The organism is Cryobacterium roopkundense (genome assembly GCF_014200405.1).
Taxonomy (GTDB): domain Bacteria; phylum Actinomycetota; class Actinomycetes; order Actinomycetales; family Microbacteriaceae; genus Cryobacterium; species Cryobacterium roopkundense.
The window spans coordinates 4,024,264-4,040,303 of the sequence record NZ_JACHBQ010000001.1 but is presented as its reverse complement, the minus strand read 5'-3'; the positions used below and the strand labels follow the sequence as shown (position 1 = coordinate 4,040,303).

16 protein-coding genes are annotated in these 16,040 nt (G+C 65.0%); 8 read left to right on the top strand and 8 right to left on the bottom strand.

Features of this window, described 5'->3' with window-relative positions:
• Positions 1-29 precede the first annotated feature (29 nt).
• On the top strand, positions 30-1,697 hold the full coding sequence (locus tag BJ997_RS18725; RefSeq protein WP_338042592.1) for an AMP-binding protein: 1,668 nt from the start codon (positions 30-32) through the stop codon (positions 1,695-1,697).
• A gap of 41 nt (positions 1,698-1,738) precedes the next feature.
• Here BJ997_RS18725 and BJ997_RS18720 read toward each other — a convergent pair whose 3' ends face one another.
• Entirely contained in the window at positions 1,739-2,578 is an 840-nt protein-coding gene (locus tag BJ997_RS18720) for a class II glutamine amidotransferase (RefSeq protein WP_084141576.1), read from the bottom strand.
• A 146-nt stretch (positions 2,579-2,724) separates the two neighbouring features.
• Here BJ997_RS18720 and BJ997_RS18715 point away from each other — a divergent pair, with 146 nt between their 5' ends.
• Positions 2,725-5,226: an excinuclease ABC subunit UvrA gene (locus tag BJ997_RS18715; protein WP_183323666.1), complete on the top strand. Its 2,502-nt coding sequence runs from the start codon at positions 2,725-2,727 to the stop codon at positions 5,224-5,226.
• On the opposite strand, the gene BJ997_RS18710 is transcribed toward BJ997_RS18715, so the two are convergent.
• On the bottom strand, positions 5,202-6,107 hold the full coding sequence (locus tag BJ997_RS18710) for a DMT family transporter (RefSeq protein WP_035837220.1): 906 nt from the start codon (positions 6,105-6,107) through the stop codon (positions 5,202-5,204). The two genes, BJ997_RS18715 and BJ997_RS18710, sit on opposite strands and share 25 nt — an antisense overlap.
• Before the next feature lie 72 nt (positions 6,108-6,179).
• Here BJ997_RS18710 and BJ997_RS18705 point away from each other — a divergent pair, with 72 nt between their 5' ends.
• Positions 6,180-7,115 (top strand): LysR family transcriptional regulator, encoded by a 936-nt coding sequence (locus BJ997_RS18705; RefSeq protein ID WP_035837219.1) that lies wholly within the window; start codon positions 6,180-6,182, stop codon positions 7,113-7,115.
• A gap of 77 nt (positions 7,116-7,192) precedes the next feature.
• Positions 7,193-8,692 (top strand): MDR family MFS transporter, encoded by a 1,500-nt coding sequence (locus tag BJ997_RS18700; protein ID WP_052542363.1) that lies wholly within the window; start codon positions 7,193-7,195, stop codon positions 8,690-8,692.
• A 2-nt stretch (positions 8,693-8,694) separates the two neighbouring features.
• On the opposite strand, the gene BJ997_RS18695 is transcribed toward BJ997_RS18700, so the two are convergent.
• Positions 8,695-9,339, bottom strand: a complete 645-nt coding sequence (locus BJ997_RS18695; protein ID WP_035837218.1) for a hypothetical protein — start codon at positions 9,337-9,339, stop codon at positions 8,695-8,697.
• A 139-nt stretch (positions 9,340-9,478) separates the two neighbouring features.
• On the opposite strand from BJ997_RS18695, the gene BJ997_RS18690 reads away from it, so the two are divergent.
• The 3 genes from BJ997_RS18690 to BJ997_RS18680 all read left to right on the top strand — a co-directional run bounded on the left by BJ997_RS18690 (position 9,479) and on the right by BJ997_RS18680 (position 11,370).
• Entirely contained in the window at positions 9,479-10,270 is a 792-nt protein-coding gene (locus tag BJ997_RS18690; RefSeq protein WP_035837217.1) for an EI24 domain-containing protein, read from the top strand.
• 81 nt (positions 10,271-10,351) lie between these two features.
• A complete protein-coding gene (locus tag BJ997_RS18685) occupies positions 10,352-10,663 on the top strand; it encodes a hypothetical protein (protein WP_035837216.1) in 312 nt (103 codons plus the stop codon).
• Positions 10,664-10,776: 113 nt separating this feature from the next.
• The gene (locus BJ997_RS18680) at positions 10,777-11,370 is read left to right on the top strand and encodes a flavin reductase family protein (protein ID WP_152602230.1); all 594 of its coding nucleotides are present in this window, start codon (positions 10,777-10,779) and stop codon (positions 11,368-11,370) included.
• A gap of 3 nt (positions 11,371-11,373) precedes the next feature.
• On the opposite strand, the gene BJ997_RS18675 is transcribed toward BJ997_RS18680, so the two are convergent.
• On the bottom strand, positions 11,374-11,880 hold the full coding sequence (locus BJ997_RS18675; RefSeq protein WP_035837214.1) for a DUF3830 family protein: 507 nt from the start codon (positions 11,878-11,880) through the stop codon (positions 11,374-11,376).
• 113 nt (positions 11,881-11,993) lie between these two features.
• Here BJ997_RS18675 and BJ997_RS18670 point away from each other — a divergent pair, with 113 nt between their 5' ends.
• Entirely contained in the window at positions 11,994-12,761 is a 768-nt protein-coding gene (locus BJ997_RS18670) for a maleate cis-trans isomerase family protein (RefSeq protein WP_221243991.1), read from the top strand.
• On the opposite strand, the gene ehuA is transcribed toward BJ997_RS18670, so the two are convergent.
• From ehuA to ehuB, 4 genes are all read right to left on the bottom strand, one after another.
• Positions 12,758-13,573 (bottom strand): ectoine/hydroxyectoine ABC transporter ATP-binding protein EhuA, encoded by an 816-nt coding sequence (gene ehuA, locus BJ997_RS18665; protein WP_084141290.1) that lies wholly within the window; start codon positions 13,571-13,573, stop codon positions 12,758-12,760. The genes BJ997_RS18670 and ehuA overlap by 4 nt on opposite strands.
• Positions 13,557-14,216 (bottom strand): ectoine/hydroxyectoine ABC transporter permease subunit EhuD, encoded by a 660-nt coding sequence (gene ehuD / locus BJ997_RS18660; RefSeq protein WP_035837213.1) that lies wholly within the window; start codon positions 14,214-14,216, stop codon positions 13,557-13,559. The genes ehuA and ehuD overlap by 17 nt, the downstream gene beginning before the upstream one ends.
• On the bottom strand, positions 14,213-14,911 hold the full coding sequence (ehuC, locus tag BJ997_RS18655) for an ectoine/hydroxyectoine ABC transporter permease subunit EhuC (RefSeq protein WP_052542362.1): 699 nt from the start codon (positions 14,909-14,911) through the stop codon (positions 14,213-14,215). Before ehuC ends, ehuD begins: the two co-directional genes overlap by 4 nt.
• A gap of 89 nt (positions 14,912-15,000) precedes the next feature.
• Entirely contained in the window at positions 15,001-15,888 is an 888-nt protein-coding gene (ehuB, locus tag BJ997_RS18650; RefSeq protein ID WP_035837212.1) for an ectoine/hydroxyectoine ABC transporter substrate-binding protein EhuB, read from the bottom strand.
• Between the last annotated feature and the right edge of the window lie 152 nt (positions 15,889-16,040).

The following is a 16,040-nucleotide window of genomic DNA, read 5'->3' as shown; positions in this document are numbered from 1 at the left end:
AACCTGTACACCCTGACAAAGGAGTCTTCGTGATTGACCCGCAGCTCGGTTCCCCCAACGATTCACCGCTCACCCCGATGCGTTTCCTGCAGCGTTCCGCGGAGGTCTTCCCGAACAAGAAGGCCATCGTCTACGGCAATCGCTCATACACCTACGCGGAGTATTCCGCCATTGCGCAGCGGATGGCGCGTGCCATCCGGGCGCGCATCAACCCGGGTGATCGCGTCATCTTCCTGGCTCCGAACATTCCCGAAATGCTCATCGCGCACTTCGCCGTTCCGCTCGCGGGTGGCGTTCTCGTCGCCCTGAACTCGCGGCTGGCCAAGCCAGAGATCGACTACGTGATTGCGCACTCCGAGGCCACCCTGCTCTTCCTCGATGCCGAACTCGTCGCCACCGTTGGGTCGGCCTACGACGCGAGCCCCGCGCTCAAGCACGTTGTTGAGATCGGCGACGCCGAATTCGGCCTTGCCGAGAGCGGACTCTCCTTCGGCCAGCAGAACCTCGAGTCATTCCTCGCTGAGGCGGACCGCATCGTGCCCGGCAGCTACGACGACCGCCCGCTGCGCTGGGAGGTGGAAGACGAGCGCGAGGTGATCGCGATCAACTACACGTCAGGCACGACCGGCCAACCCAAGGGTGTCATGTACACCCACCGCGGCGCGTACCTCAACTCCTTCGGCGAGATATTCCACAACCAGTTCACGAGCGACTCGGTCTACCTGTGGACGCTGCCCATGTTCCACTGCAACGGCTGGTGCACCCCCTGGGCCGTGACCGGTGCCGGAGCCACCCACGTGTGCCTGCGCGCAGTGCGCGCCGAGGCCGTCTGGGGCGCGATCGATTCGCTCGGGGTCACCAACCTCTGCGGCGCACCCACCGTGTGCGGCATCATCGCCAACGCACCGGAGGCGCACGTCGTGGAACGGCCGCTCAGCATCACGACGGCAGGAGCGCCGCCCTCGCCCACCGTCATCGAGGCGCTCGATGCCCTCGGCATCAACGTGGTTCACGTGTACGGCCTCACCGAGGTCTACGGGCCGTACACGATCTGCGAATACCAACACGAGTGGGACGACCTGCCCAAGAATGAGCGGGCGCAAAAGATCTCCCGCCAGGGAGTGGGTATGCTACAGGCCGAATCGGCCCGCATCGTCGACGCCAACATGGTCGACGTTCCCGCCGACGCCCAGACAATGGGCGAGATCGTGCTGCGCGGCAACAACGTGATGGCCGGGTACTACAAAGACCCGGCGGCAACTGCGGAGTCGTTCCGCGGCGGCTGGTTCCACACCGGCGACCTCGGAGTGATGCACCCCGACGGCTACATCGAGCTGCGCGACCGTGCCAAGGACATCATCATCTCGGGCGGTGAGAACATCTCTACGATCGAGGTGGAGAACGCCATCCTGTCCCACCCGACCGTGCTCGACGTGGCCGTCGTCGGCATCCCGCACGCGAAATGGGGCGAACGCCCCAAGGCCTACGTTGTGCTGCGACCCGACGCCATGGTCACCGAGGTGGATCTGCTCACGCACACCCGAGTGCTGATCGCGAGCTTCAAGGTTCCGGACTACGTCGACTTCGTCGAGGCTCTACCGCGCACGGCAACCGGAAAGATCATGAAGGTCGCGTTGCGCCGACTTCAGGAAGAGGCAGCCGCAGTAGAAGCGCCAGCCCTCACCACGAAGGTCTAGCCTTCCCGGCAGCGAGTCGGCCCCGGCACGGGTCCGACTCGCTATCGGAGTGTGCCGGGAAGCACGACCGGTGCCGTGTGGAGCACGCGCGTCTCCTGCTGCAGCGTGTCGAGGTCGACGCACGTCACACTCTCAGCCGGGAGCGGCTCCCACCCCACGATGTCGAGGCCGCTCGACGCGAATACCACGGTGCCGTCGGCGAACCGGCGCTGCCGCATGAGGTAGTACTCGGTGCGGTGGTCCTGCGGAAGGTCCTGTTCGGTCAACCCGCTCGCGTTGAACAGGTCGTGCGGGGTATCGGCATCCGCGCTCGCGTGGATGCCGATGAGCCTGGTGGGCGAGAGAATCATCGCGTTCATGCTCATGTCGGGAAAGATCGGTCGCAGCTCGAGCACTGTGAGGCACGCCGCCTCGAACAGGTCGTGCCCGGCGGCCAGCTTCGTGCGGATCACGGCGAGGTAGCGTTCGCTGTCGGTGTCGCCCTGCAGGGTACGTAACAGGTCGGGGGCGATGTGCTCGTCCATCGCCGAGGCCGGCGTGAGGGAGCCGTTGTGCGCAAACGCGAGGCCGTCCCGCACGAACGGATGCGTATTCTCGGGCTGACACGACATGCCATCGGTGGCCATGCGCAGGTGCACCAGCTGAGCCCGAGACATCCGCTCGCTGAGCGCGTCGGTCAGCCTGTCATCGCCGGCTCCGGTCAGTGGCGACCGTTCCTTCTTCACGACACGCGTCGCGGGAGTATCGCCCAGAATCCAGGCGCTGCCCCAGCCGTCTTTGTGCAGCTGGGTCATGTCTTGGAACACTGCGCTCTGGTTTCCACCGAGCACCGCCCTAGTGGTACGGGGGGAGGGTGAGGCGTAAGCCAGCAGCCTGCACATATGAGGCCTTTCATGATGGATCTACCGATACCGATAACAGACCCATAGGGAGGATTATTCCCAGACTACGACAGGCCGCCGGCAACGGCGGGAAGACGCGCAAACAAGCGGGAAATGGTCAGCAATCCCAAACTAGGCTTGGTCGGATGCAGCACACACCCGATCCCGCAGCGCCGTCCGTCCCCCCGACCGATGGTTTTGTGCGCGTGCGGGGCGCCCGGGAGAACAACCTGCGCAACGTCGACGTGGACGTGCCTCGCGACTCGATCGTGGCCTTCACCGGGGTGTCCGGCTCTGGTAAGTCATCCCTCGCCTTCGGGACCATCTTCGCTGAGGCGCAGCGGCGCTTTTTTGAGTCCGTCGCTCCGTACGCCCGTCGTCTAATCCAACAGGGCCACACGCCGCACGTCGACGAAATCACCGGCCTGCCGCCAGCCGTCGCGCTGCAGCAGCGCCGCGGCACACCGAGTTCGCGCTCGAGTGTGGGAACCGTCACGACCCTCTCCAACTCGGTGCGGATGCTGTATTCCCGAGCAGGCATGTATCCAAGCGGTGCGACGCGACTCGAATCGGACTCGTTCTCGCCCAACACCGCCATGGGCGCGTGCCCCGCGTGTCAGGGGCTCGGCACCGCCCACACGGTCACCGAGGCTTCGCTCGTGCTGGATCCGTCACTCAGCATCCGCGAGGGCGCCGTGGCGGCGTGGCCTGGGGCGTGGCAAGGAAAGAACCTGCGCGATATCCTTACTGCCCTCGGCCACGACGTAGACGTGGCCTGGAACGAATTGCCCCGCGCCGATCGGGATTGGATCCTGTTCACCGACGAACAGCCAGTGGTCGACATCATGCCGGAGCGCGAACGACCGCGCCCCTACAAGGGCAAGTTTTGGAGTGCTCAAAGCTACGTGATGCACACCCTCGCGGACTCGAAGAGCGCCTCGGTGCGGGGCCGGGTCTTGAAGTACGTGGAATCCGGGCCGTGCCTGCTGTGCGGCGGCAGTGGCCTGCGCGCCGAGGCCCTCGCGGTGACGTTCAACGGCCGCACGATCGCCAAGCTCAACTCCCTTCCACTCACCGCGCTCCGTCACGCACTTGACGGGCCGGGCGCCACTTCTCCCGCCGGCAGCACCATTACCGTCGACCTGCTTCGCCGGCTCGACGTGCTGCTCGATCTCGGCCTGGGCTACCTCAGCCTCGGCCGTGCCACGCCCACGCTCTCCCCCGGGGAAATGCAGCGGTTGCGCATCGCCACCCAACTGCGATCCGGCCTCTTCGGCGTCATCTATGTGCTCGACGAGCCCTCCGCCGGGCTGCACCCGGCCGATGCCGAACCCCTCCTCGCCGTGCTCGAAGAGCTCAAGGCCAGCGGCAACTCCGTGTTCGTCGTCGAACACAATATGGACGTCGTGCGCCGCGCCGACTGGGTCATCGACGTGGGGCCGCGCGCCGGCGAGGGCGGCGGCGAGGTGCTCTACAGCGGGCCGACCGCGGGACTCGCCACTGTGCCCGGTTCCATCACACGGGAGTTCCTGTTCGCGAACGAACGCCCGGTTCCCGCCGCGCGCGAGCTGCGGCAGCCCCTCGGGTGGCTCGGGCTGACAGGCGTCTCACGCCACAACCTGCGCGGGCTCGACGCCGAGTTCCCACTGGGCGTGCTCACCGCGGTCACCGGTGTCTCCGGCTCCGGCAAGTCCACCCTCGTCAGCCAGGTGCTCGCGGAGGCTGTTGGCCTGCAGCTGCACCCCGACCAGGACCCGGGAGCATCGACCGAATCGACGGGATCGGCCACCGGAGAGACATCCGAGGAGACCGAAACCGAGCCGAGCGAAATTACGACGGTCGACAGGATCACAGGAGCGGACGCCATCGACCGGCTCGTGCGCGTGGACCAGAAGCCGATCGGACGCACGCCCAGGTCGAATCTCGCCACCTATACCGGCCTGTTCGACGCCGTACGATCCACGTTCGCTACGACGACTGCGGCCCGCAATCGCAAATTCGGCGCGAGCCGATTCTCGTTCAACGTTGCCGGCGGCCGCTGCGAAACCTGCCTCGGCGAGGGATTCGTGGCGGTCGGGCTTCTCTTTCTACCCGGCAGCTACGCTCCGTGCGCCGACTGTGGCGGTTCACGGTACAACCCTGCGACACTCGAAGTCACATACCGAGACAAGAATATAGCCGAGGTGCTCGGCCTCACGGTCGATGCGGCGGCACTCTTCCTCGCCGACGTTCCCTCGGCGTTGCGCAGCCTCGAAACCCTCCGCGAGGTGGGGCTCGGCTACCTGCGCCTCGGTCAGCCCGCCACCGAACTCTCCGGTGGCGAAGCTCAGCGCATCAAGCTCGCGACCGAGCTGCAGCGGGCGCGCCGCGGCCACACTCTCTACGTCCTCGACGAGCCCACCACCGGGCTGCACCCCGCGGACGTCCTGCTGCTGCTCACCCAGCTGAACCGACTCGTCGACGCCGGCAACACAGTGATCGTGGTCGAACATGACATGGACGTGGTTGCCGCCGCCGACTGGGTGATCGACATCGGCCCGGCGGGCGGCGACAAGGGCGGCCGCATCGTGGCCGCCGGCACTCCGCCTACGGTTGCCGCGCACCCGACAAGCCGCACCGCTCCCTATCTGGCCCTGCGCATTCCCTGAGCGCGGCTGCGCACACGGCGGCCCGCCAGGTCGCCGACGCTCATCGTCACGACTCCCGCGATCACCACGACGCCACCCGCCAACTCGCTCACGAGAGGGAGCTCGCCGAGCCAGACGAACGCAATGCCCACGGCCACGGGCGGCACCAGGTAGAGCAACGAGGTTGCCGCGACCACCGGCATCCGGGACACGGCGAACCCCCAGAGCACGAAGCCCAGTGCAGAGGGGGCGAGTCCGAGGTAGACGGCGGCCCACCAGGCGGATGCGTCGGCGCCGGCCATCACATCCCACGCGAACGGCACCGTGGGCGCGAGCATCAGCGTGCCGGCGATCATGCCGTAGGTCGCCACCTCCAGCCCGGAGTACTTCTTCAACAGTGGTTTTGTGAGCGGGTGATACGCGCCCTGCACCACCATCGCCGCGATCAGTATCCAGACCGCGCCAGACAGGCTAAAGCCCGAACGGGCGAGTGACACCATCGCGACACCGGCGATGGCGACGGCACTGCCCGCGATCTTGAGTGCGGTGAGGCGTTCGCCGAACAGGCCGGCCGCGATGGCAACGCTCACGAGCGGAGCCGCCGACACGATGATGCTCGCGGTTCCGGCCGGCACGTACAGCTCGCCCCAGTTGAGTAACACCTGATAGGCCGCCATACCCAGGAACGCGCAGCCCAGAATGAGTGGCAGGTCACGGCGGGCAGGCATTCGAACCTTGAGCATGGGAGCAAGCGCGATCAGGGCGACAGCAGCGATCAAGAGCCGTATGAAGGAGAGTCCGGCGACGCCGAGCTCGGGAGCGGCCACCCGAATGGCCGGGAAGGCACTGGCCCAGAGCACCACAACACCCAAACCTGCCAGCAGCACACGAGGAGAAGTCATTTCTTCATCGTGGCCAACCCAGAACCTCACGTCTATTTACTTTTGCGGCAAGTATGAGTAAAGATTGCTGATGTGTTAGACATCCGTAAGCTTCGCATGCTGTCCGAGTTGAATCGACTCGGCACCGTTGCCGCCGTCGCCGCGTCAATGCACCTCACCGGCCCCGGTGTCTCCATGCAGCTCGCAGCCCTCGAGCGCGAGGTGGGGCTGCCGCTCACGGAACGTCACGGCCGCACCCTTCGCCTGACGCCAGCCGGTGTGCTCCTCGCCCAACACGGCGCCGACCTTGTGGATCGACTCGCCCTAGCCGAAATGGAGGTTGCCGCCCTGCGGGAAGGCTCGGCCGGTACCTACAGGGTGGCCGCGTTCCCGTCGATCGCCCGCTCCGTCGTCGCCGACACCTGGGCCACCCTCATCGCGCAGCCCGAGATCGGTCTGCGCATCGAACTTCTCGAACTTGAGCCTCACGACTCCTTGCCCGCGCTGGCCAACGGCGATGTCACTCTGGCCCTCACCCACTCGTACTCCAACATGGCGATCGGCGACCTCAATGGCTGCGTGGTGACCCCGATCGCCCGGGAGCAGGTTTGGCTCGCACTTCCGTCATCCGAAGGAGGCTCCCCTGGCAAGGAGATGACCCTGAGCGACTACGCAACCCACGACTGGATTCTTCCGCACGACAGGAACTGGGCCTGCCACGAAATGGTCCAGCGAGCCTGTGGGCTCGCCGGATTCGCACCGCGCGCGGTGGCCGAGGCCGTCGATTTCGGTGTCATCCTGTCGCTCATCTCGGCCGGGGCGGGCGTTGCTCTCGTGCCGGAGCTGACCGTCGCCCACCTGCCCGACAACGTCACCCTGCATCCGTTGTCGGTGCCCATCTACCGGCACGACTATGTGGTCACGCGCGAGGCAACGGATGCCGATCCCGGCGTCCGGCGTCTCCGCTCCCTTTTCGCGGCCTCGGCATCGCGCCTCGTGCCACAGACCCGTACGAAATTCACCCAGTGAGGAATAAAGCACACCGGGCATAACGCTGGGTTAGAAGCGTGCCAGTGCACGCCATTTTTGATTTGACAGGACTTCGTATGACCGAGCGCACCCTTCCCCCTCTCTCGCCGGAGGCGACCCAGGCTCCGCCCTTCGTCGACGGCCCGGTTCGGGACGACTCGGCGCGCAACCGCCTGGTCATCTCCCTGCTGCTGGTCTCGGCATTCGTGGTCATCCTGAACGAGACGATCATGGGCGTGGCGATGCCGCACCTCATGACCGACCTCAGCATCACCGCGTCCGCTGCCCAGTGGCTCACGACCGCATTCATGCTCACCATGGCGGTGGTCATCCCCATCACAGGTTTCCTGCTGCAGCGATTCAATACCCGCCCCGTGTTCATCGCCGCAATGACGCTTTTCAGCCTGGGAACGCTCATCGCGGCGCTCGCTCCGGGCTTCGAAGTTCTGCTCCTTGGCCGCGTCGTGCAGGCCAGTGGCACTGCCATCATGATGCCGCTGCTCATGACCACGGTCATGACCCTCGTTGCTCCCGCCTCGCGTGGCAAGACGATGGGTAACATCTCCATCGTCATCTCGGTGGCTCCCGCCATCGGCCCCACCATCTCGGGCATCATCCTGAGCGTGCTGGATTGGCGCTGGATGTTCATCCTGGTGCTGCCCATCGCTATCGGCGCTCTACTGCTCGGCGCCGCGCGCATCCAGAACGTCACCACGCCGCGCCAGGTGCCGATCGACACGTTCTCGATCGTCCTCTCCGCATTCGGGTTCGGTGGGCTCGTCTACGGCCTCAGCAACCTGGGTTCGACCGGCGAGTCCGGGGCCGCCGCCGGCATCGTTCCTCTCGTGATCGGCGTACTCGCCCTCGCCCTGTTCGTGCTCCGTCAGCTCACTCTGCAGCGCACCGACCGGGCGCTGCTCGACCTGCGCACGTTCCAGTCGCGCACCTTCACCGTGGCCATTATCATGCTCGGCCTGAGCATGATGGCCCTGTTCGGCACCATCATCCTGCTTCCGATCTATATGCAGAACGTGCTGGGCCTGGACGCCCTCGCCACCGGCCTGCTGCTTCTTCCCGGCGGCATCACCATGGGTGTTCTCGCGCCGTTCGTCGGTCGCATCTACGACAAGTTCGGCCCTACGGTGCTGCTCGCCCCCGGCTCGATCATCGTCAGCGGCGCGCTCTGGTCGATGACGCTGATGGGCGAGTCCACGGCGCCGTCCCTGTTAATGACGGCCCACATTTCGTTGAGCGTGGGGCTCGCGCTCATCTTCACGCCGCTCTTCACCGCCGGCCTCGCGTCCCTGCGCCCCAAGCTCTACTCGCACGGCAGCGCCGTGGTGGGAACAGTTCAGCAGCTCGCCGGTGCCGCGGGAACAGCCCTCTTCATCGCCGTGATGGCTTCACAGTCTGCCGGTCTGATCGCAGACGGCGTGAACGAGGTCACCGCGACGGCTGCCGGGGTTCAGTCTGCATTCGTGTACGGCGCGGTCATCTCCCTGTTCGCGATCCCGCTCGCCTTCTTCGTGCGTCGCAGCCCGGTGACGGCGAACGAACCGGCACCGATGGCACACTAGGGTCAGCGCGTCCGTTCGCCGATCACCGCAGGGTGGTCGGCCGGCAGGCCGTTGCGCTTACCGTTTCGCAGCAACTGCACGTTCTTCTTTCCCCAGTCATTCATGGCCGTTCGAACAGGATCGATCGCGAGCCCCTCTGCGCAGCTCCCGAGAGCCCGCCCACAGACACAGTGCCCGGGGTTCTCGGCGTCGTCATGATGGAGGGCACCAATGCGCCAGATCACAGCCATGGCCCAGTCGATTTGGCGTGAGGCCAGCTCGGTCTTCCGCTCGGCGCGCTTGATCAAGTCGTTTTCCAGTAACCCCCGCACACCGTCGGTCGGGGTCGCGTCGAAGTGCCCGGCCACGAGAGCTGCGAGCTGCCCGACGTGCGTCGTGAGCTCGACAATCGCTGCATCCCGCTCCGCGATGGTCGCCTTCGTCGCCGCGACGTAGGACCGATGCATTTCCTGCTCGTCGTTGAAGAGTTCCGTCCACAGCCGCAGGTGATCACTGTCGCGACGTTCGGCCTTCTCCGCACCGAGGTGGCGCACGCAGAAAGAGCAGACCGCCTGATCACTTGCGGAGGTGAAGTGGAATGGCTGCCTGGCCTGGCAGCAGAAACAGGGGGCGAGCAGGTCGACGTGCAGCGCGTAGGGGTGGGTCAATCCGGCTCCTTGCGTCGTTCCAGCCTTTCTGGCCTACTCTCAGGTTAGGGTCTCGCGGCGCACCCGCGGGCGACGGCACCAAGATATGCAGGACTGCCGATCCGCACACGGGTCCGTCCGGCCGCGATATTCTGAGCGGATGCACCCCTCGGCTCCCCCGTCACCCGGCCTCCTGCGAGAACTCGGCTCTGGGGTCGGGTTTCTCGGCCGGGGTTTCGGAATGTGGGTCACCTCACCCCGACTCATGCTGCTCGGCGCGTTGCCCGCTCTCATCGTGGGCCTGATCTATCTTGCGGGGATCGCCGTGCTCGCCGTCAACCTCGGAGGACTGGCCACCTGGATGACACCGTTCGCCGACGGCTGGGGCGAGCCCTGGCGCACGGGCTCACGCGTCGCGGCCGGCGCCGCCGTGGTGACAGTGGGTATCCTCGTGCTGGTCTACAGTTACACCGCTGTCACCTTGCTGGTGGGCGACCCGTTCTACGAACGCATCTGGCGCTCGGTCGAAACCCGTCTGGGCGCTCCGCCCACCGCCCCTGAGACCGGCGTTCTGGCTTCACTGTGGCGCGCCATCGGCGACGGCGCTCGCTTACTGGTGCCTGCCGTTCTTCTCGCACCGCTGTTCGTGATCAGCAGCCTCATTCCGGTCGTGGGCGGCATGCTTGCCTTCACGCTCGGCGCGGCCGTCGGGGGTTGGATCCTCACGCTCGAACTCACCGGCTTCGCCTTCGATGCCCGGGGGTTCTCGCTTCGCGACAGGCGACGGATGCTGGCCCGCCGTCGTGCGACCAGCCTCGGCTTCGGCGCCGCCACCTACCTGCTGTTCCTCATCCCGTTTGCGGCGGTCTTTGTGATGCCGGCGGCCGTGGCCGGTGCGGCGATGCTGAGCCGCGACGCGCTGGCACACCCTCCGGGGTCGGCTGTGCACTAGACGTTGTCAATCCCTTGAGCACATTCGGTTAGGAACGTACGGTATCCCTGTCGTTACTTCACCGATCTCGGAGGTTCAGCAATGAGAGGCAGACTTCTCTTTCTCGCCGGCTTGGCGACCGGCTACGTGCTCGGCTCACGGGCGGGGCGTCGCGCCTACGACCGGCTAGCCACGAAGGCGCGGGAGGTGTGGGGCGACCCTAACCTGCAGAAGGTGGTGGCTCAGACCGAACAGGCCGCCAGGGATGCCGCGGCCCTGGCCCAAGCCAAGGTGTCGGAGCTGATCGACCAGGCCAGCACGGCCGCCACCACCCAACGGCAGAAGGCCGAGACCGTCGTCTCGGATGCCGCCGACGCCGTGAAGGATGCGACCAGGGAATCAGACACCGACTAGCGCCACCTGGAACATCGCCACTGTCGCATCCGCTTGGCATGCGGCGTTGTCGGGGTTTGCGTGGCCCGGCGTTGTTAGCCTGAAGTGTGCGCACACACTTTGAACCCGGACACATGCCGCCGCGAGACTTTTACCGCCTTCTGACCTCGGTGGTGGTGCCGCGACCAATCGCCTGGGTGTCGAGCACGTCGCCGACTGGGGTGCACAACCTGGCTCCCCACTCGTTCTTCACCGTGGCCTCAGTCGACCCGCCGATCCTGCAATTCACGTCGGTGGGCGAGAAAGACACGCTGCGCAACATCGAAGCCACCGGAAACTTCGTCGTCAACTTCAGCCCGGTGAATCTGTTCGAGGAGATCAACGCGACGGGAACTGATTTCGCGCCCGAGGTGAGCGAGTTCGATCAGGCTGGACTCACCCGGGAGCCAAGCCTCACCGTGGAGACGCCGCGGGTCGCAGAATCCCCCGTCGCCCTCGAGTGCCGACTCCACCGAACGATCCGCATGGGCGATTGCACGCTTGTGTTCGGCGAGGTTACTCACGCGGCCGTGAGCTCGGAAGTTCTCGATGGCAGTCACCCCCGCATCGAACTGCTCAACCCGCTCTCACGCCTCGGCCTTGACGAGTGGGGAACGTTGGGGCCAATCAAGGAGATCAAACGCATCCGCGCCTCCGACTGGCCCCGGGATTTCCGCCCCCGCGCGTAGAAATCAGGTGCGGTCGGAGCGGGCGAAGGTCAGGACTTCGCCGCGGGCGCCTCCCATCCACACGTCCTGACAGGCAATGGCCATCTCCTCTAGTCCTTCGACGATTGTTCCAAAGACGTTTCCCGGCACCCAACCTTGATCGCCGTTGATCAAGAGGTTGTTGCGGCCGTAGAAGAGGGCCAGATCGATGATTTTGCTGAGTTTCTGAGGACCTTCGCCGGTGGTGTACCCGTGTGAAGGTGTCGCCAGATCGTTGGCGTCGAATTCGAAGTAGCAGAGGTCTCCGGGGATCGGCGTGATGGTGGTGTTTTCCTTGCCGGGCTCGACAGGCGCGAAAGCCGGGACGAGGTTGTAAATCTCGTTGCGGGCGTACTTACCGTGGAACACGGCCGAAGACAGGGGCAGGGCGTCCCAAACAGCGGCCGCCGTACGCGGGGCCTCGTCGTCAAGCAGTCGTGCCAGGCAGCTGACGCCTCGAGTTTCGAGCGTGACGGTGATGTAGCGAGCCATGTAATCTTCCCTTCGATTTTTTAAAATCCTAGGTTGTATTGTGTAGGATTGTCAACAATACTGAGCACAGGCCTCATGCACGACGGCCATCGCACCGGCATGGGGAGGCAGCATTGGCGAAAACGACGCACCACAACGAGATTCCCCTCGGGCCCCCGACACACATCGGCATCGGGGTCGTGGCACCCCATGACATGGCCCTCGATGCCGAACTCTGGCGGTGGGTACCTCCGCAAGCCTCCCTCTTCTTTGCTCGCACACCGTTCGACCCACTGCCGGTTACATTGGAGATGGTGGAGTCTCTCGGCGACGAAACCGGAATCCGCTCCACGGCACAGCAGCTGATGACCATTGCGCCCACGGTGTACGCCTACGCGTGCACATCGGGCAGCTTCGCCAACGGGCGCGCCGGCGAGCGGGCGGTGGCCGCGGCCCTGATGTCCGCCGGAGGCGCACCCGCCGTAACGGCATCGGGGGCCATCGTCTCGGCCCTCGGACATCTCGGCGTCAACCGGGTCGCCATTGCAACGCCCTACGACGCTGAAATCACCATCCGCCTGCAGGACTTCCTGATTGAGAGTTCGGTCGCCGTGACCGGCATCGCCCACCTGGGCATGGACGCCAACATGTGGACCGTGCCCTACCGTCGCACCGCGGAACTCATCCGCCTCGCCGACTCACCGGAGGCCCAGGCGATCGTGGTGTCGTGCACGAACCTTCCCACCTACGACCTCATCGCTCCCCTGGAGCGCGAATTGGGCAAGCCGATCATCTCCGCCAACCAGGCCACAATGTGGGCGGCGCTCGCCCTGTGCGACCTTCCGGCAGTCGGCCCGGGGCAACGCCTCCTGGCGCGGCCCCGGCCGACCACGCGGGACTAGTAGGACGTCACCGCCTTGAGGAAGCGCTGGGTTCGTTCTTCCTGCGGGTCCTTAAAAATCTGGTCGGGCGGGCCCTGCTCGACCACAACGCCCTTGTCGAACATCACCACGCGGTCGGAAATCTCCTGCGCGAACCTCATCTCGTGGGTGACCATGAGCATGGTCATGTCCGTCGTCGTGGCGAGCCGGCGGATCACGTTCAGCACCTCACCGATCAGCTCGGGATCGAGGGCCGACGTCGGCTCGTCGAAGAGCATCACGCGGGGGCGCATCGCCAGCGCACGCGCGATGGCCACCCGCTGCTGCTGGCCGCCGGACAGCTCGGGCGGGGTGTGCTTCATGTGTTCCTGCAGGCCGACGAGCTCCAACAGGTCAACGGCACGCTCGGTCGCCTCCTGCTTCGAGATTCCCAGCACGTGGATGGGCGCCTCGATCACGTTCTCGAGCACGGTCAGATGCGGGAAGAGATTAAATTGCTGGAAGACCATACCGACCTTGCGACGGGTCTTCTGCGTCTGCTTCGTCTCCTTGTTCTTCACGCCGGGCTTGGCGTCCCAGAGAACGTCACCACCCACTGTGACCAGCCCGACGTCGGGCGTCTCGAGCGTCATCAGGATGCGCAGGATGGTGGTCTTTCCCGAGCCCGACGGCCCGATGATGGACACCTTCTCCCCGGCCTTGACCTCCAGGTCGAGGCCGCGCAGAACGTGATTGTCTCCCCAGGCCTTGCTCACCTGGGCGAAGGAGATCTCGACGTCGCGCGGGGCGCCGGTGCTGTTGAGGGTCTTCAGCGTTTCAGTGTTGGGGGACAAAACGACGCTCCAGTTTCTTGATGAGAAGTGAACACGGGAAGCTGATGGCGAGATACATCAGGCCGATGATTGAGATGGGCTCGAGATAGCGGTAGTAGCTGCTCCCGATCGACAGGGCAGATCCCAGCAACTCGATGATGGTGATCGACGACAGGATCGCCGAGTCCTTGAACATCATGATCAGGTAGTTTCCGAGTACGGGGATGATGGGTCGAACGGCCTGCGGAATCACGATGCGCACCCAGGTGCGCCAGCGCGGAAGACTCAACGCCGTCGCGGCCTCCCACTGCCCCTTGTGGAGCTGTTCGATGCCGGCGCGATACACCTCCGCCGTGTAAGCGCTGTAGTTCAGCCCGATCACCACGATTCCGGTGGGCAGGGCGTCGAAGGTGACACCGAGCAACGGCAACACGTAGAAGGCAACGTAGGCCTGCACGAGCAGCGGTGCTCCTCGCACGAACGACACGTAGAAGGTGGCCAGCGGCGAGATGATCGGAATCTTCAGGTACCGGATGACGGCGACCACCAGGCCGACAACCAGGCTGATGACGAATCCCACGAGGGTGATCTGGATGGTCAGCCAGAGTCCCTTGAGCAGGATCGGCATGATCGAGATGGCGAATGCGGTGTCCCAGACACTCATGACGAGAACCTTCCTGCCAGCGCCTTGAGCGGTTTGGCTTTGGCGAGCGACTTGCGGTCGAGCGCGAATCGCTTTTCGAGGTAACGAATGAGCCAGCCGATCAGCAGGGAGAGCAGGTAGTAGAGCACGAGGATGGTGAGGAACAGTTCAACGGTCTGGCCGGTCACCGTGCGGGCTGTGAACGCCCGCCACGTGAGGTCCGACACGGTGACCAGGGACACGAGGGACGTGTTCTTCAACAGGTCGACCATGACGTTTCCAAAGGCGGGGAGCATGGCCGGAATCGACTGCGGAATGAGAATGCGCCGCATCCGCAAGGCCGGCGTCATGCCGAGGGCGATCGCCGCCTCGGTTTGTCCCTTTGCCCGGGACCGAATGGTTCCGCGCACAACCTCGGCTGCATACGCGCCCTCGTTCAATCCCAGCGCCAAAACACCGGCCACCAGCGGGGCGAGTTCGATGCCAAGGAACGGCAAGGCGTAGAAGAACCAGAACATCTGCACGAGAAGCCCGGTGCCGCGGAAGAATTCGACGAAGAATGTCGCCGGCCACCGCAGCCAGCGATGGGTCGAGAGGCTGCAGAGCCCCGCGATGAACGCGACAACGATGGTGAGGATCGCGCCGAGGACCGTGACGAGAATGGTAACGCCCAGGCCCTGAACAAGGAGTCCCGAGTAGTCAAATACGGCATCCAAACCGTGACCAGCCTTTCTGACGGTGAGAACGGATGCGCTCGGTGCGGACCCTCAAGCGGGTTCCGCACCGAGCGATACGGGCTGGTGACCTAGCCCTCGTTCTCGCAGAGCTCGGCGGCGGTGACGCCCTTGGCGGCCTCGGGGTCAAAGCCCCACTTGACCATGATGTCCGTGTAGGCCTGCGTCTCCTTGAAGATGGCCAGCTGCTTGTTGTACTCCGCGAGCAACTCGGTGTCGCCCTTGCGGAATGCCGCTCCGGAACCCGTGCGCGGCGCGTCCTCGATGGGGTCGGTCACCTCGATGCTCGGGTCCTGTTGAACGAGCGAGCGGAGCGAGAGGGTCGGCAGCAGGAAGGCGTCGGCACGGTTGGCGGTGACCGCCTCCATGCCGCTGCGGCTGTCCTTCACGAGCACGATCTGGTCCTGGGGAAGCTCGATGGTCTTGAGGATTCCCTCTTCGAAGCCTCCGGAGAGTACGGCGATCTTGAGATCGGTATTCTCCTGGATGTCGGCGAGGGTGGTGATGTTCTTCGGGTTGCCGACCGGAGTGCCGTACGACTCCGTGGAGACGATGATGGGCTCTGAATAGGCGACCGCCGCGCACCGGGACTGCTTCATGAAGAGGCCGGCGGCCACCACGTCCCAGCGGTTGGCGTTGAGGCCGGGGATCATGGCGTCGTACGGGGTGATGATGCCCTGGATCTCGCCGATCCCCATAGTCTTCAAGACCTCTCGCAGCACGTCGGGCTCGCCGCCGTGCACGGACCCGTCGGCGTTCACCTCGGTGTACGGCGGTTCGTTGGCGATCCCGACGCGCAGGTAGCCGAGGTCCTTTCCGTTCTGAAGGGTACTGACGTCGGTGCCGGCATCGCTCGCGGTCGTGGTCGAACAGGCACTGAGGCTTCCGGCCAGAAGCAGGCCTGCCGCGATGACGCCAACCCCACGCATTGCCGCGCTGCGCGAATACTGTCGAATCATGAGTGGTTCCGATCTCGTAGGGCCCAAGGTTGGACCTCGTGCGGTTACTCCTAGCGGCTCTCCGGTGAACCCCGTGGTGCTTGTCGAAAAACCTACCCACTCCCTGTAGGATTGTCAACAATCTTCCAAATATGATGCACGGTTCGTTACCG